The organism is Streptomyces sp. NC-S4 (genome assembly GCF_054353315.1).
The window spans coordinates 8,398,246-8,413,811 of the sequence record NZ_CM135937.1 but is presented as its reverse complement, the minus strand read 5'-3'; the positions used below and the strand labels follow the sequence as shown (position 1 = coordinate 8,413,811).

The 15,566-nt window shown below is 73.9% G+C and carries 17 protein-coding genes; 7 read left to right on the top strand and 10 right to left on the bottom strand.

Going from position 1 to position 15,566, the window contains the following annotated elements; translation table 11 throughout:
- Nucleotides 1-23: 23 nt before the first annotated feature.
- The 5 genes from ACXNSR_RS37700 to ACXNSR_RS37680 all read right to left on the bottom strand — a co-directional run bounded on the left by ACXNSR_RS37700 (nt 24) and on the right by ACXNSR_RS37680 (nt 4,881).
- Entirely contained in the window at nt 24-1,145 is a 1,122-nt protein-coding gene (locus ACXNSR_RS37700) for a YncE family protein (RefSeq protein WP_458639841.1), read from the bottom strand.
- Nucleotides 1,142-1,765 carry an ankyrin repeat domain-containing protein gene (locus ACXNSR_RS37695; RefSeq protein WP_458639840.1) on the bottom strand — a complete coding sequence of 208 codons (624 nt, stop codon included), beginning with the start codon at nt 1,763-1,765 and terminating at the stop codon, nt 1,142-1,144. The genes ACXNSR_RS37700 and ACXNSR_RS37695 overlap by 4 nt, the downstream gene beginning before the upstream one ends.
- A gap of 191 nt (nt 1,766-1,956) precedes the next feature.
- Nucleotides 1,957-2,490, bottom strand: a complete 534-nt coding sequence (locus tag ACXNSR_RS37690; protein WP_458639839.1) for a GNAT family N-acetyltransferase — start codon at nt 2,488-2,490, stop codon at nt 1,957-1,959.
- 143 nt (nt 2,491-2,633) lie between these two features.
- On the bottom strand, nt 2,634-3,812 hold the full coding sequence (locus ACXNSR_RS37685) for an alpha/beta hydrolase family protein (RefSeq protein WP_458639838.1): 1,179 nt from the start codon (nt 3,810-3,812) through the stop codon (nt 2,634-2,636).
- A 91-nt stretch (nt 3,813-3,903) separates the two neighbouring features.
- Nucleotides 3,904-4,881, bottom strand: a complete 978-nt coding sequence (locus ACXNSR_RS37680; protein ID WP_458639837.1) for an isopenicillin N synthase family dioxygenase — start codon at nt 4,879-4,881, stop codon at nt 3,904-3,906.
- 244 nt (nt 4,882-5,125) lie between these two features.
- Here ACXNSR_RS37680 and ACXNSR_RS37675 point away from each other — a divergent pair, with 244 nt between their 5' ends.
- The 4 genes from ACXNSR_RS37675 (at nt 5,126) to ACXNSR_RS37660 (ending at nt 8,178) form a co-directional block, all read left to right on the top strand.
- Nucleotides 5,126-5,872 carry a VOC family protein gene (locus tag ACXNSR_RS37675; protein ID WP_458643495.1) on the top strand — a complete coding sequence of 249 codons (747 nt, stop codon included), beginning with the start codon at nt 5,126-5,128 and terminating at the stop codon, nt 5,870-5,872.
- A gap of 128 nt (nt 5,873-6,000) precedes the next feature.
- Entirely contained in the window at nt 6,001-6,189 is a 189-nt protein-coding gene (locus tag ACXNSR_RS37670) for a DUF6381 family protein (protein WP_030718106.1), read from the top strand.
- Between the two features lie 149 nt (nt 6,190-6,338).
- Nucleotides 6,339-6,680 carry a hypothetical protein gene (locus ACXNSR_RS37665; RefSeq protein WP_458639836.1) on the top strand — a complete coding sequence of 114 codons (342 nt, stop codon included), beginning with the start codon at nt 6,339-6,341 and terminating at the stop codon, nt 6,678-6,680.
- A gap of 34 nt (nt 6,681-6,714) precedes the next feature.
- Nucleotides 6,715-8,178 carry a hypothetical protein gene (locus tag ACXNSR_RS37660; RefSeq protein WP_458639835.1) on the top strand — a complete coding sequence of 488 codons (1,464 nt, stop codon included), beginning with the start codon at nt 6,715-6,717 and terminating at the stop codon, nt 8,176-8,178.
- 18 nt (nt 8,179-8,196) lie between these two features.
- Here ACXNSR_RS37660 and ACXNSR_RS37655 read toward each other — a convergent pair whose 3' ends face one another.
- Complete coding sequence (locus tag ACXNSR_RS37655; RefSeq protein WP_458639834.1) at nt 8,197-9,585, bottom strand: M64 family metallopeptidase; 1,389 nt, start codon at nt 9,583-9,585, stop codon at nt 8,197-8,199.
- A 138-nt stretch (nt 9,586-9,723) separates the two neighbouring features.
- Here ACXNSR_RS37655 and ACXNSR_RS37650 point away from each other — a divergent pair, with 138 nt between their 5' ends.
- On the top strand, nt 9,724-11,100 hold the full coding sequence (locus tag ACXNSR_RS37650; protein WP_458639833.1) for a helix-turn-helix domain-containing protein: 1,377 nt from the start codon (nt 9,724-9,726) through the stop codon (nt 11,098-11,100).
- On the opposite strand, the gene ACXNSR_RS37645 is transcribed toward ACXNSR_RS37650, so the two are convergent.
- Nucleotides 11,063-12,583: an MFS transporter gene (locus tag ACXNSR_RS37645; protein WP_458639832.1), complete on the bottom strand. Its 1,521-nt coding sequence runs from the start codon at nt 12,581-12,583 to the stop codon at nt 11,063-11,065. The genes ACXNSR_RS37650 and ACXNSR_RS37645 overlap by 38 nt on opposite strands.
- A gap of 47 nt (nt 12,584-12,630) precedes the next feature.
- Nucleotides 12,631-13,212: a TetR/AcrR family transcriptional regulator gene (locus ACXNSR_RS37640; RefSeq protein ID WP_458639831.1), complete on the bottom strand. Its 582-nt coding sequence runs from the start codon at nt 13,210-13,212 to the stop codon at nt 12,631-12,633.
- 109 nt (nt 13,213-13,321) lie between these two features.
- Between ACXNSR_RS37640 and rpmG the strand changes: the two genes are divergently transcribed.
- Together rpmG and ACXNSR_RS37630 are read left to right on the top strand one after the other, a co-directional pair.
- Entirely contained in the window at nt 13,322-13,486 is a 165-nt protein-coding gene (gene rpmG, locus ACXNSR_RS37635) for a 50S ribosomal protein L33 (RefSeq protein WP_458639830.1), read from the top strand.
- A gap of 31 nt (nt 13,487-13,517) precedes the next feature.
- Nucleotides 13,518-13,766: a type B 50S ribosomal protein L31 gene (locus ACXNSR_RS37630; RefSeq protein ID WP_458639829.1), complete on the top strand. Its 249-nt coding sequence runs from the start codon at nt 13,518-13,520 to the stop codon at nt 13,764-13,766.
- 378 nt (nt 13,767-14,144) lie between these two features.
- Here the strand turns inward: ACXNSR_RS37630 and ACXNSR_RS37625 are convergent, their stop codons facing one another.
- Together ACXNSR_RS37625 and ACXNSR_RS37620 are read right to left on the bottom strand one after the other, a co-directional pair.
- Entirely contained in the window at nt 14,145-14,387 is a 243-nt protein-coding gene (locus ACXNSR_RS37625; protein WP_458639828.1) for a DUF6158 family protein, read from the bottom strand.
- A complete protein-coding gene (locus tag ACXNSR_RS37620; RefSeq protein WP_458639827.1) occupies nt 14,384-15,448 on the bottom strand; it encodes a GlxA family transcriptional regulator in 1,065 nt (354 codons plus the stop codon). The genes ACXNSR_RS37625 and ACXNSR_RS37620 overlap by 4 nt, the downstream gene beginning before the upstream one ends.
- Nucleotides 15,449-15,566: the final 118 nt, after the last annotated feature.

Sequence of the window (15,566 nt, the reverse complement as noted above, 5' to 3'; positions counted from 1 at the left end):
CGGTGGACGGCCCGGGCGACGGCTCAGAGGACGGCGATGCCCAGGGGCCGGGCGCCCGCGCCGAGTCGGCGGGTGGCTCCGGTGTCGAGGTCGACGACCGTGATGCCGTTCCAGTAGCCGTCCCGGGTGTAGCCGCCCGTGACGTAGGCGGTCCGGCCGTCGCGGGAGACGGCCACGTCCTCGTGCGGTCCCCGGAGCGGGTACACCCGCTCGGCTCCGTCCGGGGAACGGACCGTCAGTGAGGGGCCCCGGCCGTCGCCCGGCAGCACGGCGCCCGTACCGACCACCAGGAGCCGGCCGTCGGCCGTGCCGGCGGCGCCGTGCTGGTGGGTGTCGGCGGTCATCGGTTCGATCGCGGTCCGCCCGGTCCGCGGGTCGACCACGGCGAGCCGCTCGCCCTCGAAGGGGAGCAGCAGTTTCCCGTCGGAGGGGCGTACGACGGTGTAGTGCGGCTTGAGCCAGGAGCCGAGCCCGCCCTCGGTGCCGTAGGGGGCGACCTGGATCCGGCGGGGGCGCAGCGTGCCGGTGGCGACGGCGGTGACGTCGAAGGAGTCGTGGCCGGTGACGTAGACCTCGGCGCCGTCCGGTGACACGTCCACGTCGAAGGGGCGCCGGCCCACCGGTACGACGGCGGTGACCTCGCTCCTCGCGGTGTCGAGGACTTCCAGGACCCCGGTGGTGCCGGGCACGTTGACCCCGACATAGGCGTGCGCGCCGTCGGGCGAGAGCGCGATGCCCATGCCGCCGCCGCGGTACTCGCCGTCGGTGACCGGGCCGGTGGCGGTGCGGTGCGGGACCAGGGCCAGCCGTGCGCGGGTGTGCGTGTCGACGACGGCCACGCCCTCGGCGGTGGCGACCCACGCCCGGCCGTCCGGGCCCACGGCCAGTCCGTACGGGGCCCTGCCCACCCTGACCGAGGCGACCGCGCCGCGGTCCGGGTCGACGAAGGTCACGGTGTCGGCCCCGAAGTCGGCGGTCAGCAGCAGCCCGTGCGGGGTGGGGGCGGTGGCGGGCAGCGGGGAGGCGGCGGAGGGCGCCGGGGCCGGCGGCGCGGACGCCGTGTCCGGTGAGCAGGAGGCGAGCAGCAGGGCCGCGGCGAGCGCCGCGAGGGCGCCGCTGGAGCGGGTCGGCGGACGGCGGTTCACCGGCCGGTCCCGGATCGCGCCACCGCGGCAGCGGCCTTCAGGGTCCGCGCCAGGCCGGCGAAGCCCCGGCGGACGGCGTGCTCGTACGGGGTCACCCCCTCGTGGTCGGGCAGCAGCGGATCGGCGCCCGCGGCGAGCAGGGCCGCGACGACCTCCTCGTGGCGCGGGCCGCCGTCGCCGAGGATCACCGCCTCCAGCAGGGCGGTCCAGCCGAGGCGGTTGACGTGGTCGACGTCGACGTCCGTGGCGTCGAGCACGGCGCGCACGTACGCGGTGTGTCCGCGCTCGGCGGCCGGGATGAGGGAGGTCCCGCCGAAGCGGTTGCGCCGGCGCAGGTCCGGCCCGGCGGGCAGCAGCAGACGCATCATCCGCACGCTGCCGGTGACGCCGGTGACCAGCCAGGGGCTGTCCTCCCGGGAGTCCGGGGCGTTCGGGTCGGCTCCGGCGGCGACCAGCAGTTCGGCCACGGCCACGTGGTCGCCGAGCGCGGCGAGCAGCAGCGGTGTGCGCAGCTCCTCGTCGCGGGCCTCCACGGCGGCGCCCGCGGCGAGCGCCGCGCCCACCGCCGCCGCGTCGCCGCGGCGGGCCCCGTCGAGCAGGAGTCGGTCGTACGCGTTCATGGTGTCCCTCTCGGCTCCGGGGCGGGGAGGGCCGGGTACGTCCTCCCGCTCCCCCGGTCCATGCTCGCCGTGCCGCAGCCCCCGGCGGGTCCGCCCGGTGGACGGAGGGGGCGGGCGGTCCGGAGGAGCCCGGGGTCGGCCGATCGGCCGATGCGGCCGCGCGGATCAGGGGGTGGAGCAGGGGGCGGGGATCAGGCCTCGTACTCGGTGAGGTCGATGCCGTGGACCCGCACCGAGGTCCCGTACCGGGGGTCGGTGGTGTCGCGTTCCGTGGCCATGCCCAGCTTGCGGATCACGTTCTCGGAATCGGTGTCGCTCAGCCGGTTGACCGCGACGACGCGGTCCAGGCCGCGGTCCTGGAGCGCGAACTCCAAGGTGGCGTGGGCGGCCTCGGAGGCATAGCCCTGGCCCCAGTACTGGCGGCCGAGCCGCCAGCTGATCTGCACGTCCGCCCGGGCGTCCGGCAGGTCCTCCAGGACGGAGAGGCCCACGGCACCGATGAGCTCGCCGGAGGCGAGGAGCTCGACCGCGAAGAGCCCGAAGCCCTCGTCGTCCCACTCTTCCTCCCAGCGCTCGATCTCCTCGGCCGTCTCGTCGAGGCCGAGGGTCTCGCCGTCGCCGATCCAGCGCATCACCTCGGGGTCGGCGTTGATCTCCGAAAGGGGGACGAGGTCGTCGTCGGTCCAGCGGCGGAGGAGGAGTCGGGGGGTACGGATCTCGGTCATGCCCTCATCCTGCCGAATCTCCGCCGACCAGCGGTAATCGGCCGTCGCGGCAGGACGGCGGGGTGCGCCGGCCGGTGCCGTGGCCCCGGCGGGCCACGGCGCGGCCCTGCTGCCCCGCTGCCCCGCTGCCCCGCGCTCCCGGGTCAGGGGGTGTGGAAGGCGACCTCCGGAGCGTCCGGGGACGGGCCGTCCAGCACGGGCTGCGGGCGGCCTCCCAGGTGCTGGTCGAAGAAGGCGCCGACGTAGCGCCGGGTCAGTTCGACGGAGCGGCCGCCGGGCAGCGGGGCTTCCGCGTCGGGCAGGCCCAGCTGTTCGCCGATCGCCGGGAAGTCGGTGAAGGTGAAGTGGCCGGAGCCCGCGAAGGTGATCCAGCGCTTCCAGCCGTCGAGCAGCGGCCAGTCGCGGTCCCAGCTGACGTTGCCGCCGGGGCCGCGCTGCTGCGCGCCGAGCAGCATGAAGGGGCGTCCGCCGAGTCCGGCCGCGGGGACCGGTGTGGAGAAGCCGCCGTCCATGTTGATCCCGGCCCGGATCCTGGCGTCGGCCGCCATCGCGGCGGCGGTCGAGGAACCGCCGATGGAGTGGCCGGCCATCGCGATGCGGCCCTTGTCCATCAGTCCCGCGTGGCGCCAGACGGGGTTGCGGCCGGCGAGGCGGTCCAGGAGGAAGGTCACGTCACGGGCGCGGGTGGCGCCGAGCGTGCGGTATCCGGCATCGTCCTGGACCTTCTCGCAGGCCAGGCAGGTGAGCACGCGCCCGCCGGGGAAGGCGGTCCCCACGCTCTCGTAGGCGTGGTCCACGGAGGCGACGACGTAGCCGCGGGAGGCGAGGTCCTCGGCGAGCGCGGTGAGGGTGGCCCGGTGGGCGGTGAACCCCGGGGAGAGGACGATCAGCGGGTACCGGCCGGCGGCGGGCCGGGCGTCCGTGCGCCCATGGGTCCGTGTGCCGGTCAGCGTCTCGACCGGGATCACCCGTTCCAGTCCGCGGTGGACCAGCAGCAGCCGGGCCTCCTCGGGGGTGAGGTAGCGGGTGGCCCGGCCGCTGTCGTGGCGTGCCGGGTAGCGCATGGTGACCATCAGTTCGCGGGGCCCGGAGCCGGCCCAGGGGTCGGTGCGGCTGCGGTCCACCAGGTGCAGGTCCTCCCGGCCGACGGCGAAACGGCCGGTGGGGCGCGGGAGTTCCACCGTCGTGCGGCGGTCGGCGGCCGACGGCGGCCCGGCGGCGACCGGGCTGTCCGCGGCGACCGAGGTGCCGGCGGTGGCGAGCGGGAGGGGCAGGAGGATCGCGGCCAGGGCCAGGGCGGAGGCTGTTCTGCGGATCTTCATGAACTTCACGCTATGGGCCCGGTTCTGGTGGATCGTCAGCCTCTGAGGTGGATCCGCCGTCGGACCCCGGAGGGAGGCGAGGGCGGCCGGGTCACTCCTGGGTCGTAGTCACGCTGATGGCGTCGAGCTTGCCCCTCAGGTAGGTGTGCGAGTCGACGGGGTCGTGCACGATCCGGCCGACCGGCGCGGGCAGCGACTCCACCCGGGTGTGGGGGTCGCACTCGTAGAAGTAGACGAGGGAGATCAGTTCCTCGGCCGGGGTGTGGGCGGGCGGGGGCAGTACGCGGTGGCGGCCCGCGCGCCAGCGGTCGCCGGTCCAGCGGGCCATCAGGTCGCCGATGTTGACGGTGAGGGCCGCGGGGTCGTAGGGCGCGTCCTGCCAGCCGTCGGCGTCGGTGTGGATCTGGAGCCCGCCCGCGCCCAGCTGCCGGTCGAGGACGGTGACGGTGCCGAAGTCCGTGTGGGCCCCGATCCGGAACTGGCCGGGCAGCGGCGGGCCGACGACCTCGGTGCCCGGGTACCAGTTGAGGTTGAACCCCCAGGTGGGGTGTGAGGTGTGGCGGGTGAAATGGTCCTCGGCGAGGCCCAGTGCGACGGCGAGGAGCTCCAGCAGTTCGTCGGAGAGGGACCGCATCAGGCGCAGGTACTCCGTCACCAGCGGACGGAGCTCCGGCACTTCGGCGGGCCATGCGTTGGGCGCGAACCATTCGGCGTCCACCGAGGGGATCCCGGTGGGGTCCTCGGCCGCGAAGGACCAGGACTCCTTGAGGTCGGGCGGCGAGGCCGCCCCCTCCGCGTAGCTGTTGGCCTCCGCGCCGGGCCCGAGCCAGCCGCGGCCGCCGACCGGGACGGCGTACGGGGCCTTGGCGCTCGCGGGCAGCCGGAAGAACCGGCCCGCCGCCTCCCGGATCCGTGCGGGGAGCTCCGGGTCCACGCCGTGCCCGGCCACCAGCAGGAAGCCCGCCTCGCGCAGGGCCCCGTCGACGCGGGCGGCCGTACGGGCGCGGGCCCCGGGCCCGCCGGACCGCCATGGCCCGAGGTCGATCACGGGAATCTGGGATGCGGCCATGGGAGACCTGCCTTCCGGGGCTGCGGGCGCGTCCGGGACCGAGGCTATCGCCGCACGCCACCGGAGAGGATCGCCACGGAGCGTGATTCTCGGACACCTTCTGTGGACATTCACCGCCGTGGATCGCGAAGATCGTCCGGATAAGCAGCAAAATGGGAGAGGCAGTGGTGGCTGACCAGAGACGGAGCGAACGGTGGAGATTTCGACGAAGGAAGTCTTCGGGGCCCCGTGCTGGGTGAGCCTGATGACGCGCGACCTCGGCACGGCCCAGCATTTCTACGGTGCGGTCGTGGGCTGGAGGTTCCGCCCGGCCCGCCTCGGCGAGGCGTTCTCGGTGGCGTTCCAGGGCCGGGTGCCGGTGGCGGGCATCGGGGCGCTGGCCGCGGACCTGGGGGTCGCCGCGGCCTGGACCCCGTACTTCGCCGTCGACGACGCCGATGTGGCGGTGGACCGGATCCGGGAGCGGACCGGCACGATCGCGGTCGGCCCGGTCTCCTTCGCGAACGCCGGCCGCGCCGCGCTCGTCGCCGACCCGGACGGTGCCGTCTTCGGGATCTGGGAGGGCAATGTGGAGGCGGACTGGCGCGTCGGCAGGGGCCCGTCACCCGCCTGGCTGGAACTGCGCACCAGGAACGCGCTGGACGCGGCGATGTTCTACGGCGCGGTGCTGGAGTGGGCCACCGGCCGCGCCGGCTGCTGCGAGGTCTCGTACGAGGAGGACCAGGTCGTGCTGCGGCAGGACGGCGAACCGGTCGCCCGCCTGAACAGCGGCCCCGTGGAGATCGCCTCCTACTCCCCGCACACCCGGCCGCGCTGGCACGTGCACTTCCGGGTGCCGAAGCTCCGTCCGGCGATGGAGGCCGCCGTCTCGCTGGGCGGGCGGGCCGTCTCGGACATCATCTCCAACGCCACGGAGCGGTGGGTGACGCTCCGCGACCCGGACGGGGCCCTGTTCACCCTCACGACCGCCCTCGGGTCGGACACGGACTGACCGTCCCCGTCCGTCGTCCGCCTGCGGGGGGGGGCGGCTCACACTCGGTGACGCTTCGAGATGCGGGCGCACGGCAGGACTGGTTCGCTGAATCCGCCCGCTCTCCCCCACAGATCCGAGGAGCGATCATGAGCGTTTCAGGTGAGTCCCGCGGCCGGTCCCAGCAGATGCGCGCCAAGGCCAAGGAGCTCAACGACGCGGCCGAGCGGTCCACCGACCCGGAGGAGCGCCGCCGGCTGAAGGAGAAGGCCCGCCGCCTCCAGGAGCAGAGCGAGCAGGAGGGCCGCATGGACGACCGGGGCATGGACCCCATGTAGCCCGCACGCCTCTTCCACGCACCCCCACCGGCCGGTGCCCGCCGCGATCCCCCTCGCCGCGGACACCGGCCGACGGCGATACCGGCTTGGCCCGTGGGGATCATGGACCTAGGCTGCTGCCCCGGATCGCCTTCCTTGAGGAGTCACCCGTGGCGCGCTCGCTCGACGGCCTCGTCTTCGCCCCCGTGGCCGACCAGTCCCCCGGCCAGGTCGGCCGTCAGACCCGGTTCGAGTACCACGAGCAGGACGACCGGATATGGGCCGAATACCGGGGTGGTGACGTGGCCATGGGCTACCTCGTCGGCACCCGGGCCGGCCGCACCATCGACTTCCGGTACGTCCAGCTCCGCCTCGACGGCACCACCGCGTCCGGGCACTGCACCTCGCTCCTGACGGAGCTTCCCGACGGGCGCCTGCGCCTGGAGGAGACGTGGACCTGGGAGTCCCAGGAGGGCAGTGGCACGAGCGTGGTCGAACAGCAGCCGCTCTGAGCACCGAACGGCCGGGACCATAGGATGATCGGCTATGCAGACCCCGCCGCACCTTCCGGTCCCGGTCCACCTCCCTGAGGTTCTGGAGGCGTTGGCCCGGAACACCCGGCTGCCGGTTCCTCTGCTGCGGCGGCTGCTCCACCACCGCGGGGCCCGCGACGAGGCGGCGAGGTGGCGGAGCGATCTGACGGAGCGCCTGGCCGAGGAGATCGGCGAACTCGGTGACCGCACGGCGAGCCATGCGCTCGCCTGCAACCCGGACCTTCCGCCCGTCGTCAAGCGCAAGCTGGTGCGCAGCGGTGACCCCGGCGTCCGATCGGCCCTCGCCAGCCGCGACGCGCCCCTCCCGAGGGACCTGGCCGAGGCGTTCGCCGCCGACCCGTCCGTGCAGGTGCGCAAGGCCGCGGCGGCCAACGGGCGGTCCCCGTCCGATCTGCGCGCCCGGTTGGCCACCGATCCGGATCCCACGGTCCGCGCCGAGCTCGCGCAGTGGTGGACCGACGCCCCGGAGGACGTCCGCCGCACCCTGCTGACCGACCCCGACGCCACGGTTCGCGCGGCCGCCTGCGCGACCTACTTCCGCCGGCCGCCCCACCCCGTACCGCCCGCCGACCTCCACCCGGGACTGCTCGCCGATCCCGTCACCCGGGCGGGTGTGGTGGCCCACCTCGACCTCGACCCGGGCACGGCGCGACAGCTGGCGGCCGACGAGGATCCCGAGGTGCGCGGCGCCCTGGCGGAGCATCCAGGTCTCCCCACTGCTCTGGTCGAACGGCTGGGGCGCGACGAGGACCCGCTGGTCCGCGCCAAGGTCCTCCTGCGCCGGGACACCCCCGAGGAGCTGCGCGCGGTGATCCACGCCGGCCTGCTCGCCGGCTCGAGGCGCGCCAGGGCCGACCTTCTCGGCGCGGACGAACAGGACTTCTTCTGCTCCATGGCGATGATGGATCTGAGCATCCGGATCGCCCCGTGGGTGCGGGAGGATCCCGCCGCCCACGTCGACTCGCCGTACGAGGTGTTCCGCCGCTCGGCCGCGGCGGCCGGCGACGCCCTGCCACCGACGGCGGTCGCGCGACTGTTCGACGACCCCGAGAGCAGCGTCCGTACGACGATGGCTACCGCGGTGTCCGTCCTCGCCCCGGACACCGCCGAACGCCTCGAACGCCGGCACAGGGAGGACCGCAAGCGACCCGGCCGCCCGGCCGACAACGCAGTCTTCCCTCCCGAGACCATGCGCCGGTTCGCGACCGATCCCGATCCCAGGATGCGGGCCCTGGCCCTACGGGATCCCGGGCTGCCCGCCGGACTCGTCGAACGCCTCGCCCTGGACGAGGACGCCCGGGTCCGCCGCGAGGCGGCCGCCCACGCGAACGCACCCGTCCCGGCCCTTCTCCTCCTGCTCGGGGACACGGACGTACGCGCGGCCCGGGCGGCCGCCGGCTCGCCCCGTCTCCCCCACGAGGTCATGGAGGCGGTCCTCGCCGTCGCGGACCTGTGAGTCCCGGCCCGGTGACCTTCAGAGCCGGACGTTCCAGTCGACCGAGGAGCGCAGGGTGCGCACGACCTTGGGATCGCGCACCGACGGGGTGCGGTCCTCGGCCGTGACCGTCAGCCGGTGGGTGCGCAGGTCGAAGAGCCACAGCTGTGCCACCGGCACCTCGGTGCGGCCCTCGAAGCGCTTCAGCTCCCGGCCGTCGAGGTACCAGCGGACCACGAGCTGCCGGCCGTCCGCCCCGGACAGCTTCGGTACGGAGGCCTTCGCCGTGTGGCGCAGCCGCAGGGTGCGGTCGGTCGGGGTGAGCGGGGTGGCGATCCGCGCGTGCTGGTAGAAGCCGGCGATCATCGACTCGACGCCGGGCAGGTTGAAGGGCTTGCCCAGGACCCGCATCAGGGAGTTGTCGGTGGGCCGGTAGAGCCCGGTCACGAAGTAGTTGCCGCCCTCGTACGCGCCGATCGTGCCCCCGTCGGGTGATTCCTCGCCGAGCCAGCGGTACCACTTGGCCCGCTGCGCGGCCATGCGGTCGGCGGGCAGGGCCGAGCTGTTGGATTCGCCGGGCTCGGGGCCGGTGTACTTCTCGTAGTCCGGGACACCCGGGTAGAAGTACTCGTCGGCGAGCTTGCCGAGGGAGTGGCCGGTCTCGTGGATGGCGACCTGGCCGGACTTCGGGTGGCCCGCGGAGGCCGTCGATATCCCCTCGTAGCCGAGGGTGGCGCTGGGCTCGTTGTAGCCCGCTCCGCCGTACTTGGCGCTGTTGGCCAGGACGATGACGAGGTCTGCGGCGGGCGCCTTCGCCACGTAGGCGTCCACCTTGGCCTGGTCCACGCAGAGCAGCCGCTCGATGTTCTCGCACCAGAAGTACGAGCCGAGGGCGGTGTCGCGGACGGTGGCCGGGTCGGGGTCGCCGGAGACTCCGGAGTCGTGCGAGACGGCGTCGACCGTCCAGACGTTGAAGAGGTTCCGGTACGTGGTGTAGGGCTCGACTGCGGTCACCTCCGCCCACTTCTGCCGGGCGTCGGTGTGGAACCGGTCCAGTTCGGCGGCGGTGTACCCGTCACCGATGACCACGACGTCGAGGCGGTCGGCGGTGGAGCCGTTGTCGATCGTCTTGGTGACCTGGCCGTCGGCCGACCGCTCGGCCGGGGACAGCCGGCCCGAGGCCTTGGCGGGGCTGCCCGTGGCCGGTACGCGGGTGTGGCCCGATCCGGCGTCACCACCGTGCTCCGGCCCGGGTATCTCGACCTCGACCCGCGGCCCTGCCGGGGCGGGGGCCGCGCCGGCGGGGCCGGCCGGTCCGGCGGCCACCAGCGCGGCGGCCGCGCAGATCGTCGCGGCGGCCGCGCGCAACGCCGAGCGCACGGCCGGTCGCCTGCCGGGACGGCTGCCCGAACCTCTGACTGGATCCATGAAGTACTCCCCCGGGAACGGAAGTTAAATGGTCTGTTAAGCAGGTTGAATCGGCTGCTTAAACTAGGTGGCGCACGGGAGGTGCGCAATGCCTGCTCCCGCTGAATACTGGGAAGTTCCAGCGACCAGGGGGAATTCATGGACGAACCGGCCCGGATCGGCCGCAGGGTGCAGCGCATGCGCGGTGAACTCGGGCTGACTCAGCGCCAGTTGGCAGAGCCCTCCTACACCTCGGCCTATATCTCCACGCTGGAGTCGGGCAAGGTCCGCCCCTCCGAGACCGCGCTGCGCTTCCTCGCCGCCCGCCTGGGCACCTCGTACGAGGAGCTCGCCACCGGCCGCCCCGCCCACCTGGCCACCGAACTGCGGCTCGCCCTCACCGACGCCCAGCAGACGCTCGCCACGGGCGCGGCCGACGAGGCCGCCGCCCGCTACCGGCGGCTGCTGGGCGAGGCCGAGGACCTCGGACTGGTCCCCGAACAGGCGGAGGCCCGGCTCGGACTCGGCGACTGCGCCCTGGAGTCCGGCGAACTGCCCGACGCGATCGGTCACTTCGAGGCGGCCGAGCGCCTCCTCGCGGACGAACCGCTCCCCCGCCGGGCCCGTCCGATCCGCGGCCGGGCCGTCGCCCACCTGCTCGCGGGTGAACTGCGCTACGCCTGCTACCTGCTCGAATCCACCATCGACGAGCTGGGCGCGAGCGGGCTCTCCGATCCCGAGGCGCTGGTGCTGCTCAACGCCGCGATCATCGGGCCGTACCTCGACATGGGCGCCCATGCCCGCGCCGCCCGCGCCGCCGAGCTCGCGCTCGCGCTGGCTCCGCAGGTCGGCGATCCGGCGCTGGTGGCGGGCATGCACCGGCAGGTGGCCCGGACCTTCCTGGCCGGTGGGCGGGTGGCCGACGCCGACGCCTCACTGGCGAAGGCCCAGGAGATCTACGGGCAGCTGCGGCTGCGGACCGATCTGGCGCACTGCCACTGGATGCGCGGCTACGTCCAGGCGCAGAACGGTGACCTCGCTTCGGCCGAGCGGGAGTTGCGCATCGCCCGGGACATGCTGTCGGCGCGCCGCGCCGGGCTCTACACGGCGCAGGTGGAGGTCGAGCTGGCCGACGTACTGCGCCGGCGCGGCCGGTACGAGGAGGCCGCCGGGCTGCTCTCGGCGCTGCTGGAGCTGGGGGACAGTCACGGCGCCGTGCACGCGGGCGGCGCGCACCGGCTCCTCGGCCTGATGGCCGAGGAGCGCGGTGAGCCGGAGGCGGCCGAGGAGCACTACGTGCAGGCGCTGGCGCTGCTGGAGCGCAGCGGGGCGTCGGGCGATCTCGCGGACCTGTGCCGGCTGCTGGGCGATCTGCTGCGGCGCACGGGCCGGGTCGAGGCGGCCATGGACGCGTACCGCACGGGCCTCGGGCACCGGGCGGCGCCCGGCACCACCACGCTGGGCCCGGCGCCCGCCGCGCCCGCGGTGCGGCCCGTCGTCAGTGGTTCTCGGTCGGCTGCAGGTCCCGCGGAATGAGCGTCCAGGTCGTGGCCGCCGCGGTGACCGCGAGTACGGCGGCCAGCAGGAAGGCCGGCGTGATCGCCAGGGTGTAGGCGTGCGAGGCGGTGTCCAGCAGGGCCTGGCCGACGGCGCCGCCGATGCGTTCGGCGGTGTGCGCGGCCTCGCCGACGGAGCCCCGCACGGCCGCGGCGCTCGGGCCGTCCAGCTCCAGGGCGGGCAGGTTGCCCCGGTACAGGGCCGCCGCGGTGGAGCCGAGGACGGCGACGCCCATGGCCGAGCCGAGTTCGTAGCAGGTCTCCTCGATGGCGGCGGCGCTGGAGACCTCGGCGGCGGGCGCGGCGGAGACCAGGGTCACCGAGGCCACGGTGGTGGCGAGACCGGCGCCCAGGCCCATCACGGTCAGGGCGGCGGCGAAGGCCGGGTAGCCGAGGTCGGTGAACTGCTGGAAGGTCCAGGGCAGTGCCATGCCGACGGCCAGGACGACCAGACCGGCGCCGAGCACGTGGCGGATGGCGAAGCGGTGCATCAGCGAGGGGGCCACCATGGAGGCGGCGATGAGCGCGAGCGGGGCGGGCAGGAGGCGCAGTCCGGCCTCCAGCGGGGTGTAGCCCTCGCCGTACTGGAACCACTGGGTGACGAGGAACAGGATCGCGCCCATGCCGACCATGGGCAGGAAGATCGCGGTGGCGGCAACGCTGAAGGCGGGCTTGGCGAACAGCCGTACCTGCAGCAGCGGGTGGTCCAGGCGCAGCTGGCGGCGTACGAAGACGGTCAGCAGGGCGGCGGCGACCAGGAGCAGGGCCCAGGGCAGCGGGTCGGTGATGCCGCTCTTGCCGAGCTGCTTGATTCCGCCCGCGAGGGCGAGCATGCCGACGACGGACTGGCCGACGCCCCACCAGTCCCACGTGCCGCTGCGCGGGGAGCGCGATTCGGGCAGGTAGCGCAGACCGGCCGCGACGATGACGGCGGCGACGGGGAGGTTGAGGAGGAAGGCGGAGTGCCAGCCGTAGTCCTGGACCAGCAGTCCGCCGACGACCGGCCCGAAGGCCATGCCGCCGCCGAAGACGGCCGCCCAGACGGCGAGCGCGAAGGCGCGCTCCTTGGCGTCGGTGAAGACGGTGCGCAGGATCGACACGGTGGCGGGCATGATGGCCGCGCCGCCGATGCCGAGCAGGGCGCGGGCGGCTATGACGTGCCAGGCCTCGGTGGAGAGCACGGCGATGAGCGAGGCGAGCGAGAAGATGCCGAAGCCGGCCATGAGCAGCCGCTTGCGCCCCCAGCGGTCACCGAGCGCCCCGGCGGTGACCAGCAGTCCGGACAGGGCGAGCGCGTAGACGTCGATGATCCACAGCTGCTGTACGGCGCCCGGCTGGAGGTCGTCGACGAGCGAGGGGAAGGCCACGTTGAGGATCGTGGTGTCCATGGAGATGAGCAGGAGGCTGCCGGAGAGGATCGCCAGGACGATCCACCGGTGGGGGGCCTGCGCGGGGGTGTGCATGAGGTTCCGTTCAGAGGTGCGCACGGCGCGCACGGCGGTGGGGTGTTTCAGGGCGCGGGAGCGCCGTCGGGGGGCGGCGCGAGCGGCCGCGTCCCGCTGAGGAAGGAGGTCAGCACCAGCCGGCCGATCTGGCGCGGGGCGAAGTGGCCGTCGCGCACGCCCTCGGCGGCCGCGTCCAGCAGGCCCCAGAGCGAGTACCAGATCCAGTACGGCGGCAGGTCCGCACGCAGCCGGCCCAGCCGCTGGCCCAGCGCGATGAAGGCGACGGCCTGCTGGTCCTGGCGGTCCACGCCGGCCCGGAACTCCGGGTCCGCGAGGACGGTGGCGTCGCGCGAGGTGAAGCCGTAGAGGTGGGCGGCGGGCATCAGGGCGATGACCAGTTCCTCGATGGCGGCGTCGAAGGCGGCCGCGTCGGCGCTCCGGGTCAAGTCGAGCGGGGCCAGGCACCCGTCGACGACCTCGATCGCCCGGACGGCGACGGCCTTGAGCAGGGCCTCGCGGGTGGCGTAGCGGCGGCTCAGCGTGGCGCGGCTGGTGCCGATGCCGGCGGCGATCTGCACCATCGAGGCGCTGTGATCGCCGGCCAGGACGCGGGCGGCGCCGTCCAGCAGTTCCTTTTCGTTCACCATGAGTGAGCCTCCTCCGCCTCGAACGATACAAGATTGTCTCATCCGAGGCAAAGGTGCTTCCCTTGCCGAACTCTATTGAAAATGGGATTCATTTCCGTATACTGCCTTCATGGCACGCAACGAAGTACGCCCGATCGTCAGGCTCCGCTCCACCGCGGGGACCGGCCACACCTACGTGACCCGCAAGAACCGGCGCAACGACCCCGACCGCATGGTGCTGCGCAAGTTCGACCCGGTCGTCCGCCGGCACGTCGATTACCGCGAAGAGCGCTGACCCCGCCCCACACCTCCCGAAGGAGCGCACCGTGAAGCCCGGAATCCACCCCGCCTACGGCCGCGTCGTCTTCCGCGACAAGGCCGCCGACTTCGCCTTCCTCACCCGGTCGACAGCCACCAGTGACAGGACGGTCGAATGGGAGGACGGCAACACCTACCCCGTCATCGACGTCGAAATCTCCTCGCAGAGCCACCCCTTCTACACCGGCACCGCCCGCGTCCTGGACACCGCCGGCCGGGTCGAACGCTTCCAGCGCCGATACGGCAGCAAACGGTGACCCTGCCCGTCGTCACCGCCAGCGGCGGGCTCCATGCGCAGTGCGGCCGCCGCGCTGGGCCGGCATCCCGGGCACGCCGACCGAGGCCGGGTTCGCCGCCGGGGCCGGAGGCGTGGAAGTGCCTGCCGACCGCCTTCGGCGCCCTCCTCGACCCCGCCTCCCGACCGTCCGGCCGTCCCGGACCGGACCCGGACGCCGGTCCTGATCGCCGCCGCTAGGTCGTCTCTTTCGGATCTTGTCGGCCGAGCCCGCGGCGTCCGGTGCCGTGCACGGCAAGGCGGAGGTGCGCCCGTGTACTGGACGTACTCGGGCGTTCCGACAACGCGGCCGGGTGCGGTGCCGGGCGTCGCGGGCCCGGCAAGATCCGAAAGAGACGGCCTAGTCGCCGGTGGCGCGGGCGCGGGCTCCCGAGCGGGTGCGGCCCGCGGTCTGGGCCCGCTGCGGGTGGCGGCGCACGTACTCGTGCTCCAGCTCGTTCATCCGCTTCGTATGGGTGACCAGGGCGTCGTCGGACCCGTGCAACAGGGTCTCGTGGCGCGTGCGGTGGATGGCCTCCAGCTCCTTGAGCAGCCGGCCCTCCTCCAGCTTCTGCGCCGAGGGACCGCCGTCGTGCTCCGTCATGGCACGTGCACCTCCTCCGCCGGGCCACGGGATCGGACTTGGCCTACCTCCCCGGCCACTCCATCATGCCCCGCACCACGGGGCAGGGCCTCCGGGGCCGGACGCGTCGCGCGGAAGGTGCGGCGGTACGCCTGGGGAGAGACGCCGAGGGCGGTGCGCAGGTGCTGACGCAGCGAGGCCCCGGTGCCCAGGCCCGCACGGGCGGCCACCGTGTCGACCGGCCAGTCCGTGGTCTCCAGCAGGTACCGGGCCCGCTCGATCCGCTGCTGCACGAGCCATCGCCCGGGGCTCGCTCCGACCTCGTCCCGGAAGCGGCGGGTGAAGGTCCGGACGCTGACCTTCGCGTGCGCGGCCATGTCGGCCAGGGCCAGGGGTTCACCGAGCCGCTCCAGGACCCAGGCGCGGGTGGGCGCGGTACCGCCGGCCGTGGGCACGGGAACGGGACGGCGGATGTACTGCGCCTGCCCACCGTCGCGCCACGGCGGAACGACACAGGAGCGCGCGACCTCGTTGGCGATCGCGCTGCCGTGGTCGCGGCGGACGATGTGCAGGCACAGGTCGATGCCGGCGGCGACCCCGGCCGAGGTCAGCACGTCGCCGTCGTCGACGAACAGCACGTCGGGGTCGACGCGGACCCGGGTGAAGGTCCGCCGCAGCCGGTCGGCCTCGCGCCAGTGGGTGGTGGCCGGACGGCCGTCGAGCAGACCCGCGGCGGCCAGGACGTAGGCACCGGTACAGATCGCCACCATCCGCGTGCCGGGGCGGAGGGCGGCGAGGGCTGTGCGCAGGGCGTCCGGGAGGCGGCCTTCGGTGCGGATCGGCCCCAGGCCCCGGGAGGGCGCGACGACCACTGTGTCCATGTCGGCCAGGACGGACGCGTCGTGGCCGACGGCGAGCCGGTAGTCGGCGTCCGTCCGCACGGGCCGGCCGTCGAGGCTGCACGTGGTCACGGAATAGAGGGCGTTGCCCTCCGGGTCGCGGGCCGCGCCGAAGACGCGCGCCGCGATACCCAGTTCGAACGGCATCACACCGTCCAGGGCGAGGACTCCGATGCGGTGCATGACCCGATCCTTTCAGGTGTTGGCCATCGGGCCGCTATCCGGTCCCGCCCGCTCACGGCAGCCTGGGAACGTACCCCGGCGAAGGGGTACGAACACCCTGATATCCCTCTTGAGAGCG

Excerpts from the sequence above, each read along its gene's own strand:
- ACXNSR_RS37695 (WP_458639840.1), bottom strand. The coding sequence starts at position 1,765 with ATGAACGCGTACGACCGACTCCTGCTCGACGGGGCCCGCCGCGGCGAC.
- ACXNSR_RS37690 (WP_458639839.1), bottom strand. The coding sequence starts at position 2,490 with ATGACCGAGATCCGTACCCCCCGACTCCTCCTCCGCCGCTGGACCGAC.
- ACXNSR_RS37685 (WP_458639838.1), bottom strand. The coding sequence starts at position 3,812 with ATGAAGATCCGCAGAACAGCCTCCGCCCTGGCCCTGGCCGCGATCCTC.
- ACXNSR_RS37680 (WP_458639837.1), bottom strand. The coding sequence starts at position 4,881 with ATGGCCGCATCCCAGATTCCCGTGATCGACCTCGGGCCATGGCGGTCC.
- ACXNSR_RS37675 (WP_458643495.1), top strand. The coding sequence starts at position 5,126 with ATGACGCGCGACCTCGGCACGGCCCAGCATTTCTACGGTGCGGTCGTG.
- ACXNSR_RS37670 (WP_030718106.1), top strand. The coding sequence starts at position 6,001 with ATGAGCGTTTCAGGTGAGTCCCGCGGCCGGTCCCAGCAGATGCGCGCC.
- ACXNSR_RS37660 (WP_458639835.1), top strand. The coding sequence starts at position 6,715 with ATGCAGACCCCGCCGCACCTTCCGGTCCCGGTCCACCTCCCTGAGGTT.
- ACXNSR_RS37655 (WP_458639834.1), bottom strand. The coding sequence starts at position 9,585 with ATGGATCCAGTCAGAGGTTCGGGCAGCCGTCCCGGCAGGCGACCGGCC.
- ACXNSR_RS37650 (WP_458639833.1), top strand. The coding sequence starts at position 9,724 with ATGGACGAACCGGCCCGGATCGGCCGCAGGGTGCAGCGCATGCGCGGT.
- ACXNSR_RS37645 (WP_458639832.1), bottom strand. The coding sequence starts at position 12,583 with ATGCACACCCCCGCGCAGGCCCCCCACCGGTGGATCGTCCTGGCGATC.
- ACXNSR_RS37640 (WP_458639831.1), bottom strand. The coding sequence starts at position 13,212 with ATGGTGAACGAAAAGGAACTGCTGGACGGCGCCGCCCGCGTCCTGGCC.
- rpmG (WP_458639830.1), top strand. The coding sequence starts at position 13,322 with ATGGCACGCAACGAAGTACGCCCGATCGTCAGGCTCCGCTCCACCGCG.
- ACXNSR_RS37625 (WP_458639828.1), bottom strand. The coding sequence starts at position 14,387 with ATGACGGAGCACGACGGCGGTCCCTCGGCGCAGAAGCTGGAGGAGGGC.
- ACXNSR_RS37620 (WP_458639827.1), bottom strand. The coding sequence starts at position 15,448 with ATGCACCGCATCGGAGTCCTCGCCCTGGACGGTGTGATGCCGTTCGAA.